This window comes from Acinetobacter sp. 802_lipA (genome assembly GCF_058242885.1).
In genome coordinates this window covers 2,099,295-2,114,905 of the sequence record NZ_JBZAYP010000001.1, presented here as the reverse complement: position 1 = coordinate 2,114,905, position 15,611 = coordinate 2,099,295, and the positions used below count along the sequence as shown (strand labels likewise).

Annotated in this window: 14 protein-coding genes, 1 tRNA gene and 5 pseudogenes; 17 read left to right on the top strand and 3 right to left on the bottom strand. The window is 44.7% G+C overall.

What is annotated here, in order from left to right:
* Positions 1–8: 8 nt before the first annotated feature.
* The 8 genes and pseudogenes from AC4CU3_RS10340 to tnpA (AC4CU3_RS10305) form a co-directional block, all read left to right on the top strand.
* A pseudogene (locus tag AC4CU3_RS10340) lies at positions 9–170 on the top strand (transposase); the annotation flags it as partial.
* Positions 171–246: 76 nt separating this feature from the next.
* Positions 247–675 carry an IS66-like element accessory protein TnpA gene (gene tnpA, locus AC4CU3_RS10335; RefSeq protein WP_005401365.1) on the top strand — a complete coding sequence of 143 codons (429 nt, stop codon included), beginning with the start codon at positions 247–249 and terminating at the stop codon, positions 673–675.
* The gene (gene tnpB / locus AC4CU3_RS10330; protein WP_005401366.1) at positions 672–1,007 is read left to right on the top strand and encodes an IS66 family insertion sequence element accessory protein TnpB; all 336 of its coding nucleotides are present in this window, start codon (positions 672–674) and stop codon (positions 1,005–1,007) included. Before tnpA (AC4CU3_RS10335) ends, tnpB begins: the two co-directional genes overlap by 4 nt.
* A gap of 74 nt (positions 1,008–1,081) precedes the next feature.
* Positions 1,082–2,461: pseudogene (tnpC, locus tag AC4CU3_RS10325) on the top strand (IS66 family transposase); the annotation flags it as partial.
* Positions 2,462–3,037: 576 nt separating this feature from the next.
* Positions 3,038–4,213, top strand: coding sequence for a group II intron reverse transcriptase/maturase (gene ltrA / locus AC4CU3_RS10320; RefSeq protein WP_490738194.1), 1,176 nt, complete (start codon positions 3,038–3,040; stop codon positions 4,211–4,213).
* Complete coding sequence (locus tag AC4CU3_RS10315) at positions 4,159–4,542, top strand: HNH endonuclease (protein WP_228747348.1); 384 nt, start codon at positions 4,159–4,161, stop codon at positions 4,540–4,542. The genes ltrA and AC4CU3_RS10315 overlap by 55 nt, the downstream gene beginning before the upstream one ends.
* 104 nt (positions 4,543–4,646) lie before the next feature.
* Positions 4,647–4,874: pseudogene (locus tag AC4CU3_RS10310) on the top strand (transposase domain-containing protein); the annotation flags it as partial.
* Positions 4,875–4,906: 32 nt separating this feature from the next.
* A pseudogene (tnpA, locus tag AC4CU3_RS10305) lies at positions 4,907–5,170 on the top strand (IS200/IS605 family transposase); the annotation flags it as partial.
* A gap of 72 nt (positions 5,171–5,242) precedes the next feature.
* Here the strand turns inward: tnpA (AC4CU3_RS10305) and AC4CU3_RS10300 are convergent.
* Both AC4CU3_RS10300 and AC4CU3_RS10295 read right to left on the bottom strand, forming a co-directional pair.
* On the bottom strand, positions 5,243–5,485 hold the full coding sequence (locus AC4CU3_RS10300; protein ID WP_039890574.1) for a hypothetical protein: 243 nt from the start codon (positions 5,483–5,485) through the stop codon (positions 5,243–5,245).
* A gap of 101 nt (positions 5,486–5,586) precedes the next feature.
* Positions 5,587–6,227: pseudogene (locus AC4CU3_RS10295) on the bottom strand (transposase); the annotation flags it as partial.
* A gap of 409 nt (positions 6,228–6,636) precedes the next feature.
* On the opposite strand from AC4CU3_RS10295, the gene AC4CU3_RS10290 reads away from it, so the two are divergent.
* The 5 genes from AC4CU3_RS10290 (at position 6,637) to AC4CU3_RS10270 (ending at position 10,192) form a co-directional block, all read left to right on the top strand.
* Positions 6,637–6,921 (top strand): hypothetical protein, encoded by a 285-nt coding sequence (locus AC4CU3_RS10290; RefSeq protein WP_039890577.1) that lies wholly within the window; start codon positions 6,637–6,639, stop codon positions 6,919–6,921.
* 148 nt (positions 6,922–7,069) lie between these two features.
* Positions 7,070–8,578, top strand: a complete 1,509-nt coding sequence (gene gltX, locus AC4CU3_RS10285) for a glutamate--tRNA ligase (protein ID WP_005401371.1) — start codon at positions 7,070–7,072, stop codon at positions 8,576–8,578.
* Positions 8,579–8,670: 92 nt separating this feature from the next.
* Positions 8,671–8,746 (top strand) — tRNA-Glu (locus AC4CU3_RS10280).
* A 152-nt stretch (positions 8,747–8,898) separates the two neighbouring features.
* Positions 8,899–9,240 (top strand): hypothetical protein, encoded by a 342-nt coding sequence (locus AC4CU3_RS10275; RefSeq protein WP_005401372.1) that lies wholly within the window; start codon positions 8,899–8,901, stop codon positions 9,238–9,240.
* A 148-nt stretch (positions 9,241–9,388) separates the two neighbouring features.
* Positions 9,389–10,192 carry a DUF4198 domain-containing protein gene (locus AC4CU3_RS10270; RefSeq protein ID WP_005401373.1) on the top strand — a complete coding sequence of 268 codons (804 nt, stop codon included), beginning with the start codon at positions 9,389–9,391 and terminating at the stop codon, positions 10,190–10,192.
* Positions 10,193–10,258: 66 nt separating this feature from the next.
* On the opposite strand, the gene ettA is transcribed toward AC4CU3_RS10270, so the two are convergent.
* Positions 10,259–11,920: an energy-dependent translational throttle protein EttA gene (ettA, locus tag AC4CU3_RS10265; RefSeq protein WP_279045254.1), complete on the bottom strand. Its 1,662-nt coding sequence runs from the start codon at positions 11,918–11,920 to the stop codon at positions 10,259–10,261.
* Between the two features lie 295 nt (positions 11,921–12,215).
* On the opposite strand from ettA, the gene AC4CU3_RS10260 reads away from it, so the two are divergent.
* The 4 genes from AC4CU3_RS10260 (at position 12,216) to AC4CU3_RS10245 (ending at position 15,555) form a co-directional block, all read left to right on the top strand.
* Positions 12,216–13,493, top strand: coding sequence for an O-acetylhomoserine aminocarboxypropyltransferase/cysteine synthase family protein (locus tag AC4CU3_RS10260; protein WP_005401375.1), 1,278 nt, complete (start codon positions 12,216–12,218; stop codon positions 13,491–13,493).
* A 319-nt stretch (positions 13,494–13,812) separates the two neighbouring features.
* A complete protein-coding gene (locus AC4CU3_RS10255) occupies positions 13,813–14,688 on the top strand; it encodes an SDR family NAD(P)-dependent oxidoreductase (RefSeq protein WP_238893368.1) in 876 nt (291 codons plus the stop codon).
* A 131-nt stretch (positions 14,689–14,819) separates the two neighbouring features.
* Entirely contained in the window at positions 14,820–15,143 is a 324-nt protein-coding gene (locus AC4CU3_RS10250) for a hypothetical protein (RefSeq protein WP_490738192.1), read from the top strand.
* Between the two features lie 94 nt (positions 15,144–15,237).
* Positions 15,238–15,555: a hypothetical protein gene (locus AC4CU3_RS10245; RefSeq protein ID WP_004691542.1), complete on the top strand. Its 318-nt coding sequence runs from the start codon at positions 15,238–15,240 to the stop codon at positions 15,553–15,555.
* Positions 15,556–15,611 lie beyond the last annotated feature (56 nt).

The window sequence follows — 15,611 nt, the reverse complement described above, 5'->3', positions numbered from 1 at the left end:
TTTGGTCTATGAGCAATAGTCAAGAGATTAGAACAGGTCGTCATTGTGTTTTTAATATGCACGTTCATTTAGTCTTTGTCGCTAAATATCGTAGAGATGTTTTTACCAAAGCAATGCTTGAAACAATGCGTGAAGTGTTTGAGCGTGTTTGTTTAGACTTTGAAGGTAAGCGTCCGCTGAACCCCACTTTTTCTAACTCATTAATACCGCGATAGTGTCCACTAAAATTTAAGTGGACACCTATTTATGGATTTAAAGACAGTTATAGACAGCACACCAACCCTAAAAAAGCCCCGTCGAACCTTCACGGCTGAATTTAAACATCAACTTATTCAGCAATGTCAGCAGCCAGACACATCAGTGGCCAAGGTGGCAATGCAACATCAGGTCAATGCGAATCTGTTGCATAAATGGATTCGTCAGTCCAGATCAATGGTTCCATCATTAACACCCCCATCTATTCCACAGACCGACTTCCTTCCCGTCATTCTTCACCCGACTCCAGTCAGACAAGAAGCACCTCCGCCACCTGTACCAGAGAAGAAAGTTGTCGCTCATATTAGGATTCCACTACATGAGGAACCAGGTTCCGTAAGGGGTCAGATGATCGAGATCGACTGGCCGGTGGAGTCAGTAACTGAATTACTGGTGCTGATCCAGGGTTTGACTCAATGATCCGTATTGATGAAATCTGGCTTGCTACCCAGCCGATGGATATGCGTGCAGGTATGGATACTGTCATGACTCAGGTGGTGAGAGTCTTTGGCTACATTAAACCGCATTGTGCTTACCTGTTCTGTAATAAACGTGGCCATCGCATGAAAGTGCTGGTACATGATGGACTGGGCATCTGGCTGTGTGCCCGGCGGTTGGAACAGGGAAAATTCCACTGGGCGCAGGTTCACCAGGGTGAAAGCATGGCGATCAGTCCGGAACAGTTACAGGCACTGATCCAGGGTTTACCTTGGCAGCGCATTGGACGACAGCAGGTGGTGACGATGCTCTAAACTAGGCTGGTCCATTCTACTATTCTCCAAACGTTCTATTTCCTCTGCGTCATGACCTCATGCATACTTCGGTCATGAAAATGCTGCCCGATTTAAGCCAACTGACCCATGAACAACTGCTGGAATTTACCCAGCAGTTGGCAATGCAGCATCAGTCTCTGACACAATCAAATCAAGAATTAGAAAAATCAAACCAGCAATTGGATGCCAAAGTTCAACATCTTTCCATTCTCACGCAAAAATACGAGCATGAGCTCGCACTATTTAAACAGCACAAATTTGGCAGTAAAAACGAACATCTCACCGCAAAACAAATCCATCTGTGGGATGAAGCGGTCGAAGAAGATATTGCCGCTGTTGATCTGGAACTGGAACGGCTGAATGCAGATAAAACTGATGCAGCGACACACAAAGCCACAGTCAACAAACCTAAACGTCGACTGCTGCCCGATCATCTACACACCATCCGTATCGAGCATGAACCAACATCAACCCAATGTGCTTGTGGCTGCACCTTGCGTCGTATCGGCGAAGATATCAGTGAAAAACTGCATTTCAGACCGGCACAGTTCTATAAGGAACAGCATGTGCGTGGCAAATGGGTCTGTGATCAGTGTGACACCCTGACTCAGCAAGCGATGCCCGCCTATGTGATTGATAAAGGCATTGCTTCACCTGAACTGCTCAGCCATGTGCTGGTATCGAAGTATGCCGATCATTTGCCGCTGTACCGTCAGCGCCTGATCTATCAGCGGGCGGGCATTGATCTGTCCAGATCCACGTTATCTGACTGGATTGGTCGCTGCGGTGTGGAACTGGAACCTCTGGCCAATGCCTTAAAACAGGTGGTGCTGCAACAGCGGGTGATCCATGCCGATGAAACGCCGGTCACCATTATGCGGATGGGTGATAATGAGAAAAAACCAAAGAAAGGTTATGTCTGGGCCTATGCCACCACACAGTACAATCCAGTTCAAGCGGTGATCTATGACTTTCAGGATAGCCGTTCAGGTCAGCATGCAGAAGAGTTCCTGAATGGCTGGCAGGGCCATCTGGTCTGTGATGATTACAGTGGTTATAAAGCACGCTTTAAATCAGGCCAGGTCATTGAGGTGGGCTGCATGGCACATGCACGTCGTAAATTTCATGAACTGCATGTGACCGGGAAAAGTCAGATCGCTGAACAGGCATTAGTGCTGATTCAGAAACTGTATGCCATAGAAGCAGAACTCAGGAAAAAGACCGATGGTACAGCAGAACAGCGCCGCGAATACCGACAACAGCATAGTCAACCGGTGATGCAACAACTGTATGAATGGCTCAACCAGCATCAACTGACGGTGCCATCGAGTTCTCCAACCGCCAAGGCCATCAATTACACTCTGAAGCGTTGGCCAGCTTTAAGCCGCTATCTGGATGATGGCAATCTACCGATTTGCAATAATTGGGTGGAAGTGCGACACGAAGTCGCTTAATGAAGTTGTTCCCCCCTGCGGGAACCACCCGTGTCACCGGGTGAATCTAGAAGGCTGAATAAAGAGCGCCTTCGACAATGTAACGAGGCACCGCAAGGTGCGGGGTATCAATCGTGAGAGGCGTACCCTTCTGGCAGCCATAGCCGGACAAGGGCTAGATAATCGGTATGGTGAACACATGTGAATCTGCGTAACGATCGTTAAGTTGAACGAGCGGAAATGGCTGATACGCTCGAACCAAAACGGTAATGGAGGTGGGAATTGCGTCTTTCGACTACGCATTCGTGACCCATACGCCTCCCGGTCGATAGCAGGCACCTAAGCCGATGTACTTCAGTAAGCGGAACGTGGAAATCCCGTATTACTCCCATTGGGAAAGCAGTTTGCAAAAACTGCCCATGGTGATGCGGGCGAAGGAACGAGGAAAAAGCGAATGCCAGTCTGTAATGGGTTGGATAGAGGTTGAAACATTACCCCACGCGAAAGCGGGCTGACGTCCTTATGGTCTCTCATCACAAGAGAGTGTGTAGAACCCTTTTAATGGAGGGAGAGCAAATGAATGCAGCAGTATCAGCGTGTGCACCTTCCAGCACATCGTGGGACAGCATCGATTGGATTGCTGTACAGCGTCATGTCAGAGGGCTGCAAGCGCGTATTGTGAAGGCGGTACAAGACGGCAGGCATAACAAGGCGAAAGCTTTGCAATGGCTGCTGACTCACTCGTTTAGTGGCAAAGCATTGGCCGTCAAACGAGTGTCTGAAAACAAAGGCAAAAACACGGCTGGGGTCGACAAGGTGACTTGGAATACACCCAAGGCCAAGACCGGTGCGATGATGTCGTTGAAGAGGCGAGGTTACACGCCCCTTCCGCTTCGGAGAGTCCTTATTCCGAAGAAAAATGGCAAGATGAGACCTCTCGGGATACCCACGATGAAATGCCGGGCCATGCAGGCGCTCCATCTGCTGGCTTTGGAACCCATCGCGGAGACCATCGCTGATCGGAACTCTTATGGGTTCAGACCGCAACGCTCAACCGCGGATGCTGCAGCACAGTGCTTTGGTGTGCTGTCAAGAAAAGTAAGTGCGGAGTGGGTGCTAGAGGGTGACATTCAAGGCTGTTTCGACAATATCAGCCATGACTGGATGATCGCCAACCTCCCAATGGACAAGGTGATTCTACGGAAATGGCTCAAAGCCGGTTACGTCTACCAAAGCAAGCTGTTTCCCAGTCTTTCCGGAACACCGCAAGGAGGTATTATCTCCCCGGTGCTGGCCAACATGACCTTGGACGGACTGGAAACGATGCTGGCGAAGAGGTTCTCTAACGCCAAATGGACAGGCAAAAAGCTGCAACTGGTACGGTATGCGGATGATTTCATCATCACGGGGTATTCTAAAGAGTGGCTCGAAAATGAAGTTCGTCCTGCCGTGGTTGAATTTCTGGCGCAGCGCGGTCTCGTGCTCTCTCAGGAAAAGACCAAAATCACGCACATAGGGAACGGGTTCGATTTTCTTGGCTGGAACGTACGTAAGTACAACGGCAAGCTACTGATCAAGCCGTCAAAGGCAAACATCAGCGCTCATCTTGACAAGCTGCGAGCATTAATCAATGCAAACAAAGCGACACGACAGGCCACTTTGATCGGTATTTCAAAGTACAAGGAGCGCGTCGATGGGTGTTCTCATGTGATGAACAGTCCGCCGATGGTCGGAAGCGACAATACACATTAGTGTCTGCCTCGGACACGCCAATTGTGCGACATATCAAGATCAAGGCTGCTGCTAACCCTCATGACCCCGCATGGGATGAGTACTTCGAATCCCGATGGGGTAAAAGAATGCTGGTCTCCGCAAAGGGGCGAGCCAAGCTGTATCGGGTGTGGCTAAAACAAGGTGGTCGCTGCTGCGCCTGTCTTAAACCAGTCACCAAAGATACACCATGGCACAGCCGTCATATTGTGAAGCTAAGTCATGGTGGAACGGATGCAGTTGCTAATCTTGAGATTTACCATCTGTATTGTCCGAGGAGTGTTCAGTTTGCCAATGTCAACGATGTATAACCGGGTGCCGAATGGCGCCTTAGCAGAGGCTTGAGCCGTGTGCTGGGAAACTCGCATGCACGGTTCTTAGGGGGTTGGACGTAGGTAACTGCGTCTGACTACCCGACAATCAGATGCGTCCCTGGGCGTTGGGGCGCAAGAACTGGCTATTTGCAGGTTCGCTGCGTAGTGGTCAACGAGCGGCCAATATCATGACCCTGATCCAGTCAGCAAAACTGAATGGGCTGGATCCGTATGCCTATCTCAGTGATGTGCTGAAAAGGTTACCGATCCATAAAGTGACCCAAATAGAAGAATTACTGCCACACCGCTGGAAATCCAACCCAAGTTAAAAAATAGCTATGGGGTTCAGCGCACGCTTACCTTTGAAGCCGAGTTGGCAGAATTTGATGGTGAAGATGATCATGTCCATCTACTTGTGCATTATCCGCCAAAGGTCGCTATTTCTAGCTTGGTAAATAGTTTAAAAGGTGCTTCCAGTCGTATTTTACGAACCAAGCACCCTGAAATTAGAAGCAAGTTATGGGGTAATGCTTTGTGGTCGCCTAGCTATTTCGCTGCATCATGTGATGGTACACCTATTGGGATTATCAAACAATATATTCAGCAACAGCAAACTCCGCATTAGCAATCCTAGCTAATCCCCACAAGGGGACTAGCGGATTGCAGCCTTACATCCCCGCCCTGAAGGTATAGGTATCTACACATCTTCGTGTGGATACCCCAACGCAATTTTAGCCATTTCCTTTAACTCATCCACCGAATAACTTTCCAGTAGCTTCAAGGTGTTTAATAAGATTGAAAGTCCAGCAAGTATTGATGGTGCACTTTCTCTTTTCCCTCGCTTTTGCTGTCGCCCAGATAGTCGTGTTAGTACGGCTCTTACTCGAGTAGTTTGTTCATCATTACAGCGTTTTATTCGCCATGTCAGTACGCAGGCCATACTCGCAACAAGTAGTTTTCTTAAAATTGCTTGAGGGGTCGTTTGGAGCCACGATTCAACATCATGACCCGCTTGTTTTAGAAGCTTGAAGTAGCTTTCAATTGACCAACGCCAAATTGACGATCCAACAAGTTAGGCGCTGTAGGCAAACGATGGTTTGAATCAGTCGTATGCTTGTATTTACGTGCAATCCTGCTACGTAAACCAAGCTTTTTAAGCATTCTTCCAACGGTTCGTTCGCTCATGCTGTAACCTAAATCATGCATGTCATGTACCAATGAAGGTGCACCCAATCGTGCATGATGCTGCCAATATACGGCTTTTAAATCATTATATTTCTGCGCTAGATTGGCCTGGCATTTTCGCCAGGCATAATAGCCTGAAGTGCTGACACCCAGGCATTTACAGGCAGAAGATACAGTGACTTCATTCACATCCAGATCTTGAATTACCGTGTACTTTTCTTGGCATGATCTGTCAGAAAGTACACATGCGCTTTTTTTAAGATGTCATTGGCGTCCCTGAGCTGTTTGACTTCTTTCTCTAATTCTAAAATCCGCTGTTGTTCTGATGAAAGTTGGCGTTTGCTTGAACCCACTGGATTGGCTTCACGAATCCATTTATCCAATGTTGAATAACCAACACCTAATTTCTGGGCGATTGCAGCTATAGGTTCGTGGGGGTTTGAAAGTGCATAATCAATCGCTTGCTGTTTAAATTCAGGACTAAAACGTTTAGCCATTTCTTGAATCTCCAAAGATTAAAGTTACGTTATCTTTAGAGGGACGTGCTGTCCATTATTTTGGCTAGGATCATAGATACCTATGCCCTGAAGGCGAGGTTTTACGGCTATACTGATAAAAAGATATCTCTAAAAGGACTATTTTGTGCACTTTTAAGGATAACCCATATCCACCCTCCACAGATCAAGCTCAAAATCTCCATGCTATCTCCACAGTTATTTGGTACAAAAAGCCAAATGATTTATATTTGATGTTTAAATGTCAATTTAGCCCAAATTTGTTTATAATTTTGTAAATTGTGTGACACGGTTCTACTTTTTTATTTGTGAAATCGGTTAAATTGAAACTAGATTACCAATGACTTTAATAAAAATCTGTTCCAATACCATGTTGAGAGGGGAAAAGGACATGAAAGCAACATTTTTACATACCGTTACGTTGAGTATCGGCTTGGCTTGTTTTAGCCAACTGGGACATAGTGCAGCCATTCAAAGCAATGATAAAGCGACGATGCCCACTGAGAAAACATCGTTGATTGAAAAAGCGCTCAGCCAACAAAAAGGCAGTGACCGAACCACGATGATGGATAATGATTTAAAAATCATGACCTCAATCAAAGTTGCACCGACACAAAATTTCTTTGCTACACAAAACCAGCGCTTTAGCCGTTTTGTGCAATCATTGTTCCTCTAAACTAAAAATAAGCCACAGTGTCGTAACCTCTCTCAAGTTATGACATTTGCGCACAAAAGCCTGATCACTGAATGTTGAATTAAGCATTAAGTGGTCGGGCTTTTTCGTTATAATAGACCTCAATTTACATTCTGAATCATAATTGGCTATGACTGTTCGTACTCGTATTGCACCCTCTCCAACTGGCTTCCCGCATGTGGGCACAGCATATATTGCGCTATTTAACTTATGCTATGCCAAGCAACATGGTGGTGAATTTATTCTGCGTATCGAAGATACCGACCAACTTCGTTCGACTCCTGAATCGGAAAAAATGATTTTAGATTCATTGCGTTGGTTAGGATTGAATTGGTCTGAAGGTCCGGACATTGGCGGGCCATATGCACCGTATCGCCAGTCTGAACGCATGCATATTTATAAACAATATGCACTGGATTTGGTTGAAAAAGGTCATGCGTTCTACTGCTTTGCTACGAGCGAAGAGTTGGATCAAATGCGTGCAGAACAACAGGCCCGTGGTGAAACACCAAAGTACGATGGTCGTGGTTTAAAATTATCTGCTGAAGAAGTTCAAAGTCGCCTTGCTGCAGGTGAGCCACACGTGATTCGTATGAAAGTGCCCGAAGAAGGCATTTGTACAGTCAATGACTTACTGCGCGGGGAAGTAGAAATCCCTTGGGCACAAGTGGACATGCAAGTCTTGCTTAAAACCGATGGTTTACCGACATATCACCTTGCCAATGTGGTCGATGACCATTTGATGCAAATCACCCACGTTTTCCGTGGCGAAGAATGGTTGCCTTCTGCACCTAAACATCAGTTGCTGTATCAATACTTTGGTTGGGAAATGCCTGTACTGGGTCATATGCCATTACTACGTAACCCAGACAAATCAAAACTGTCGAAACGTAAGAACCCAACCTCTATTAACTACTACAAAAATATTGGTGTCTTGCCTGAAGCCTTGTTGAATTACTTAGGCCGTATGGGCTGGTCGATGCCAGATGAACGCGAAAAATTCACATTGGCCGAGATGATTGAACACTTTGACATTCAACGTGTATCCCTCGGTGGTCCAATTTTTGATGTGGAAAAACTGAATTGGCTCAATGGTCAATGGATCAAAGGCTTAAGCCCTGCTGAACTGTTAGATACCCTATTGGCATGGAAAGCAGATCGTAAGATGCTCGAAGACATCGCCGCAGCAATTCAACCTCGTATCAACTTACTTTCAGAAGCGGTGAACTGGTCTGCGCATTACTTTAACCAGTTCCCAAGCTTGACCAAAGAACAGTTTGAAAGCAAGAAACTGAGCGAAGAACAAGTTCGTCAAAGTCTGCAATTTGCGATTTGGCGTTTGGAAAGCATGTTCACATGGAACAATGACACCGTAAGTCAAACCTTGATGGACTTAGCCAACCAAATGGAAATTAAGCTCCGTGACTTTATGCCAGCGTTCTTTATTGCGATTGCCGGTTCAACCGCTTCGACTCCAGTGATGCAAACCATGGTCACCATTGGCCCTGACTTAACCTTCGCGCGCTTACGTCATGCCCTTGAAATTGTCGGTGGTCCAAGCAAAAAAGAAGCAAAAGTTTGGGAAAAACTCAATGAAAGCCTAAAATTGCCGAAAAATGACGCAGTTGATGAAGCTTAATTGATTTTTTAGTTGACGCATGGGCGTTATATCCCTAATATAGCGCTCACACAGAGAGACGGTGTTAACCACTCAACGTGATGCCTCAATAAGTCCCTATCGTCTAGAGGCCTAGGACATCGCCCTTTCACGGCGGTAACCGGGGTTCGAATCCCCGTAGGGACGCCATATTTAAGATGGCAACATCTGGTAAAAAACCCAAGCATTATGACTTGGGTTTTTTATTGCCTCAAAATTATCAGCACTTCATTACCACGCTTTTTTGGCTTTCTGCTCCAATCCGATTAGAATACGGCATAGATTCGAATTTTGGAGTTGTAATGCAATATCGTTGTCCTCAATGTCAAAGCCCAAAAATTATGCCAGTTGCTCAAGCAGGGGTTCCAGCAACGCGCCCTGTTGTGCCTAAAAGTCTGGTTTTTTTGGTTCCAGCCATTTTTGTATTATTACTTTTGGTGCTCATTAGCATCGCAATGTGGCTGTTCGGGGATGGCGCTGGCTCAACACTACAAATTGCAACGGTCGTGGTTTTTATCGTGTGTGTGATTGCAGGCTTCCTGTTTTACCGTGACCTTCCTGATTTTAAGATTTCAATGCAAGGCTTCATGCAGTCTCAGAAAAAATGGAAATGTCGCGAGTGCGACCATGAGTGGGAAATCTAAGTTTTAATTTAGAACCCGCATCCAAAAAGGGAGTCTATGTACTCCCTTTTATCTGCTCAAAGAATAAATAATAATTATTATCACTTGTTAGTTTTTCTCGATATAATCAAAAACCTCATCTTACGAAATATTTTTAGGCCTAGTCTCTATGAAAAACGCTCTACTCTACACACTCTTGTTCTGTTCAGTGGCTCAAGCACATGAACCCTACGTCGCTCCACTGGCGTATCACACTGAAAACACCCAAGTCCCTGTATTGAGCGCCTATGCGGAACAAGCCTTTCATCCTGAATATGCCCTAAAAGATATTTCATTCAGCGTTTTCCAACCAAACCAAACACAGACTACGATTCAAGCACAGAAGCACTTAGAATCTGCAACTGCATTTGATCTTAAGCTACCAGAAAAAGGCACCTATACCATTTTTGCCAAAACCTCATATCCAATTGAATATGTACAACATAATCATCAATGGAAAATATTTGCCGATGTCGCAGCAGACAAAGTCCCTGCCTTAAGCGAGCGTGACTATGTCATTCCAAGTGACTTTAAAGGCAAAGTGCCAAGCAAAGTCTCTACGGTTCGCGAATGGAGCATTCAAAGCTATGTGAGCAAAGACAGCACCTCACCTGTTGCTGTAACGCCAGCCCCAATTCAAGTCAACTTCAGAACCCATCCAAACCAAATCACGGTGCAACAGCCTGTACAACTGCAAATTACTCAAGCAGGCAAAGCCCTAGCGCATGCAGAACTCATGGTTCGTGCTCAAGGTGAGCTTGAGCAACAAGCGAAAAGCACACCTGTCGACGCACAAGGCCATGCCACACTCACGTTTGCACAAGCTGGGCAATACCTGATTGAAGTGAGCGAAAAAGTCGATACCAAAGCAAAACCTAAAAATCAGTATTACACCATTATCAGCTTACAAGTGAATACCCCTAAAACACCTTAAGAGGCAATTGATAAGCATAAAAAAACCAGCCCGAAGGCTGGTTTTCTAATTGAATTAACGGAAGCGTTAACCGCCAATTTTCTTGTATTTGGTACGTTTTTGAACTGCAGCATCACCCAAACATGCTAAACGATAGGCTTCATACTCAGCATAGTTACCTTCGTAGAATTCAGGCTGTTCGTTCTCAAACGACAAGATGTGCGTTGCAATACGGTCAAGGAACCAACGGTCGTGCGACACCACCATTACCGTACCTGGGAATACAAGAATTGCATCCTCAAGCGCACGTAAGGTTTCGATATCCAAGTCGTTCGATGGCTCATCCAGTAAGATGACGTTTGCACCCATTTGCAGGATTTTCGCCAGTTGTAAACGATTACGCTCACCACCTGACAACTCACCTACACGCTTCTGCTGGTCTTGACCTTTAAAGTTAAAGCGACCGATATAAGCACGTGATGCAATTTCATAATCGCCAATTCTTAAGATATCCAAACCGCCTGAAACTTCTTCCCAAACCGTTTTGTTGTTATCTAAGGTGTCACGAATCTGACCAACATACGCCACTTTAACCGACTCACCCAAAGTCACTGTACCTGTATCTGGCTGTTGTTCACCAGTCATCATACGGAACAGTGTGGTTTTACCCGCACCGTTTGGACCCACGATACCCACAATTGCTGTAGGAGGTACGGTAAAGCTCAGGTTTTCGTACAGTAAGCGACCATCAAATGATTTACTGATGCCTTCCACTTCTACGACTTTATTGCCTAGGCGTGGGCCCGGTGGAATATAGATTTCAGAAGTTTCGTTACGCTGTTGGAATTCACGTGAGTTAAGCTCTTCAAAACGCTCCATACGCGCTTTGTTTTTCTTTTGCTGACCTTTCGCATTTGAACGAACCCATTCAAGTTCTTTCTTCAATGCTTTAGCAAAAGACTCTTCTTGCTTGTTCTCTTGTTCTAGACGCGCGTTCTTCTGCTCTAACCAAGAAGAATAGTTACCTTGATATGGAATACCCATACCACGGTCAAGCTCAAGAATCCATTCCGCCACGTTATCCAAGAAATAACGGTCGTGCGTAATCGCCACAATCGTGCCAGCAAAGTCTTTCAAGAAACGCTCTAACCAAGACACAGATTCTGCATCCAAGTGGTTCGTTGGTTCGTCTAGAAGTAACATGTCTGGCTTAGATAAAAGCAAACGACACAATGCAACACGACGACGCTCACCACCTGAAAGTAGTGTGACATCCGCATCCCAAGCAGGTAGGTTCAAGGCAGCTGCAGCTTGATCCATTTGGTTGCTCAGATTATGCGCATCCCATGAATGGATAATCGCTTCAAGTTTTTCTTGCTCTTTTGCCAATGCATCAAAGTCTGCATCTTCTGCTGCATATTCAGCAAATACTTCGTCCAAACGTGCCAAAGCATCCAATGGTTCACGTAAACCATCTTCTACGTTTCCACGGACATCTTTATTTGGATCAAGTGGCGGTTCTTGTTCTAGGTAACCAATTTTGATACCCGGTTGCGCACGAGCTTCACCAGAGAAATCTTTGTCTACGCCTGCCATAATACGAAGCAAGGTCGATTTACCTGCACCGTTTAAACCAAGTACACCAATTTTTGCACCCGGGAAAAATGACAAAGAGATGTCTTTTAAGATTTCGCGCTTAGGCGGAACCATCTTAGACACTCGGTTCATCGTATAAATATATTGGGCCACGTAGGACTCCTCAATAGAAAAACCAAAAAATCGCAAGAAGCGAAAAAATATTTGCGGGCATTATACGATGAATACGTTGAAAAAATAAGGCATGAAACCGATCTTCAATGCAATGTTACAACTTTCAGTGCGGTTATTTTTTAAACACTCTCTTTATCTTACTTTTCCGCAGAAAAGAAGCTACGCTCAGCTCATCTTTATGAATTTTTTAGATAAATATTCATTATTTTCACACTTTCACTCATATTCATTGATGGTAGACTGTGCAATATTTAACTCACGTAGATGAAGTCCCATGACCTATAAAGATGAAACTTTGGCTATCCATGCTGGTTATAGCCCCGAAGCCACCACCAAAGCAGTGGCCGTACCGATTTATCAAACCACCTCTTATGCCTTTGATAATACGCAACATGGTGCGGATTTATTTGACCTTAAAGTACAAGGTAATATTTATACCCGAATTATGAACCCGACCACTGCGGTGCTAGAACAACGTTTGGCTGCACTCGAAGGAGGCATTGGTGCGTTAGCCTTAGCCTCTGGCATGGCAGCCATTACTTATGCCATTCAAACCATTACCGAAGCAGGCGACAACATTGCTTCTGTTTCGACCTTGTACGGTGGCACCTATAACCTGTTTGCCCATACTCTACCGAAACAAGGCATTGAAGTCCGTTTCTTTGATTATCAAGACCCAGAAGCCCTACGCGGTTTAATTGATGAAAAAACCAAGTTGGTCTTTGTTGAATCGATTGGCAATCCACTCGGCAACATCATTGACCTAGAAGCGATCGCCAAAATCGCGCATGAATATGGCGTGCCTGTGGTGGTCGATAACACGGTTGCAACGCCTGCACTGCTGAAACCCTTTGAATATGGGGCAGATATTGTGGTGCATTCCTTGACCAAATATATTGGTGGGCATGGTAACTCGATTGGCGGTGCGATTGTCGACAGCGGTAAATTTCCTTGGGGCAAGCATCCTGAGCGCTTTAAAGTGCTGAATACGCCAGACCCAAGTTATCACGGCGTGAACTATGTCGAAGCTTTAGGCGAAGCAGCTTATATCGCGCGTGCCCGCGTGGTACCACTACGTAATACTGGCGCTGCGATTAGCCCTTTAAGCGTGTTCTTGATTCTACAAGGCTTAGAAACGCTAAACCTGCGTATGGAACGTCATACTGAAAATGCGCAGAAAGTCGCAGAATATTTACAAGCCCACCCCAAAGTGAAATGGGTCAACTATGCCAGCCTGAAAGATCACCCTCAGCATGGCTTGGCACAAAAATATGTCAAAGGAAAACCTTCGGCAATTTTATCCTTTGGTGTACAAGATGGCCGTGAAGGTGGCACTCGCTTTATTGATGCTCTGCAACTCTTCACTCGCCTGGTCAATATTGGCGATGCCAAAAGTTTGGCCTGCCACCCTGCCACCACCACACATCGCCAACTGAATGAAGCGGAATTAAAGTCTGCTGGAGTAAGTCTTGATATGGTGCGTTTATCTGTAGGCATTGAACATATTGATGATTTGATTGCAGATTTAGAGCAGGCCTTGACTCAAGTCTAAAATACAGACCACTAAACTTAAAACCTCAATCACATGATTGAGGTTTTTTATACGCTTGTCTTTTATATTTATAGCCCTTTCACTTTGCTTGAATTCATGTTAAAAACAAGTAATTAGAACCAATAAAATAGAGCTTTTGCTCTAAATTTATTTATTATTTCAATAACTTATGCAGTGATATTTTAAGCAGTTTAGGTATTATACCGTGAAGGAAAGCAGCTACATTTCTCCGAAAATGCAGCCTTAATAATCGAATATAAAAACAGCCATAACCCTCAAATATTTGACTTAGATCAGGAATGATAACGTGAATTCAAGAATGGATAGACTTTTTAAAGAACGTGTAAATGGAAAAACCGTCTTAATTACAGGCGCTTCAAGTGGTATTGGTTTAACCGTTGCACACAAACTGGCTGACGCAGGAGCACACGTCCTTTTAGTTTCGCGCACCAAAGAAACACTAGAAGAAGTTAAAGCAGAAATCGAAGCCAAAGGTGGTTCAGCCTCTGTTTTTCCATGTGACCTAAATGATTTAGACTCGATTGATGAAGTCTCTAAGCAGATTTTAGCTTCAGTCGATCATATTGATATTTTAATTAATAACGCAGGTCGTTCGATCCGCCGTGCTGTACATGAGTCAGCGGAACGCTTCCACGACTTTGAACGTACCATGCAGCTCAACTACTTTGGTGCTGTACGTTTAGTCATGAACATCCTGCCACAAATGATGATTCGTCGTGATGGGCATATTATTAACATTAGCTCGATTGGCGTATTGGCAAATGCCACTCGTTTCTCGGCTTATGTGGCGTCTAAAGCCGCACTAGATGCATTCAGTCGTTGTCTTTCTGCCGAAGTGCATTCACATAAAATTGCGATTACTTCGGTTTATATGCCTTTGGTACGCACCCCGATGATTGCGCCAACAAAAATTTATAAATACGTCCCGACTCTTTCGCCTGAACAAGCAGCAGATTTGGTTGCTTATGCGATTGTGAAGCGTCCGAAGAAGGTCGCAACTAACTTAGGTCGTTTGGCATCGATTACTTATTCAATTGCACCAGACATCAACAATAAGCTCATGTCGATTGGTTATAACTTATTCCCAAGTTCTACCGCGTCTGTAGGCGAACAGCAAAAACTCAACTGGGTACAAAAAGCGTATGCACGCTTATTCCCAGGTGAACACTGGTAAGTTTTCTTACAATTTACCCAACCTTTGATCAAAGGTTGGGTAGCTAAATTTTTCGAAACTCTTTTATAGTTCTTAATATTCGCTTAAGAAAAAAAGCTCATCATAAAAGCAATTATAAAAGGGGAAAAGAAATGCAGACATTTTATTCATTCAAGCTTTTTTGCTTCATCTTTGCTGCAATCACCGCTTTTAATCTATATACAGAACTCACCCTCTCTCATATTTCAATTTGGCAAGTGCTGATTCATGGCGGTTTGCTGATGATCTTGCTCGAATTTGGCTTTAAGAGCCAACGCGCACCGCAACAGCCTACCCCACTGACGAGCGAAATATACTCTCTAGAAACAAAAAACAAGCCAACCTCACAACCCTCAAGCATGTATTGCAATATTTTTTCAAAAATAGGTTTAGTCTCCATTTTTTCCAGCCTGATTGCACAAAGCCTAATCAGTTAAGACTCATACCTTTTTTGTGGACAAAAGATAAAGACGACGTGCCCCTTCTACTTTTTGTGTTATAAACAGCCGTCTTTTTTTATTTTGTGAATTTATGCGCGCTTTTACTTTCGTACTGCAATATGTGTGTATCGCTTTTGCGATTTATCTCTGCTACCGAGTAGGCAGTAGCCTGTATTTACAAGATTATGTGATGATGGATATCGTGGCCAATGTCGGGACGATTCTAATCTGTATCGATCTTGCTGTTTTCCTGTGGCATAGCCGTAGTACACAAGCCATAAGCCTCAAAGATTATGCTACTCGACTGGAACAACCCGCTCCAACTTTTGTCAAAGTTTGCCGAAAGCTTGGGCACTTTGGCATTATGTTGATTATCACCAGTTGGATCGTGCCCATCATCAACGGATAAAAGTAACCATAAAAAAACCTCCCACTTGGGAGGTTTTTTTTATTCAAATCTTAAAG

Bases quoted from the DNA above. Each gene is read 5' to 3' on its own strand.
- gltX (WP_005401371.1), top strand. From the start codon at position 7,070: ATGACTGTTCGTACTCGTATTGCACCCTCTCCAACTGGCTTCCCGCAT.
- AC4CU3_RS10250 (WP_490738192.1), top strand. From the start codon at position 14,820: ATGCAGACATTTTATTCATTCAAGCTTTTTTGCTTCATCTTTGCTGCA.
- AC4CU3_RS10255 (WP_238893368.1), top strand. From the start codon at position 13,813: ATGGATAGACTTTTTAAAGAACGTGTAAATGGAAAAACCGTCTTAATT.
- tnpB (WP_005401366.1), top strand. From the start codon at position 672: ATGATCCGTATTGATGAAATCTGGCTTGCTACCCAGCCGATGGATATG.
- AC4CU3_RS10275 (WP_005401372.1), top strand. From the start codon at position 8,899: ATGCAATATCGTTGTCCTCAATGTCAAAGCCCAAAAATTATGCCAGTT.
- AC4CU3_RS10290 (WP_039890577.1), top strand. From the start codon at position 6,637: ATGAAAGCAACATTTTTACATACCGTTACGTTGAGTATCGGCTTGGCT.
- tnpA (WP_005401365.1), top strand. From the start codon at position 247: ATGGATTTAAAGACAGTTATAGACAGCACACCAACCCTAAAAAAGCCC.
- AC4CU3_RS10300 (WP_039890574.1), bottom strand. From the start codon at position 5,485: ATGGCCTGCGTACTGACATGGCGAATAAAACGCTGTAATGATGAACAA.
- AC4CU3_RS10245 (WP_004691542.1), top strand. From the start codon at position 15,238: ATGCGCGCTTTTACTTTCGTACTGCAATATGTGTGTATCGCTTTTGCG.
- AC4CU3_RS10260 (WP_005401375.1), top strand. From the start codon at position 12,216: ATGACCTATAAAGATGAAACTTTGGCTATCCATGCTGGTTATAGCCCC.
- ltrA (WP_490738194.1), top strand. From the start codon at position 3,038: ATGAATGCAGCAGTATCAGCGTGTGCACCTTCCAGCACATCGTGGGAC.
- AC4CU3_RS10270 (WP_005401373.1), top strand. From the start codon at position 9,389: ATGAAAAACGCTCTACTCTACACACTCTTGTTCTGTTCAGTGGCTCAA.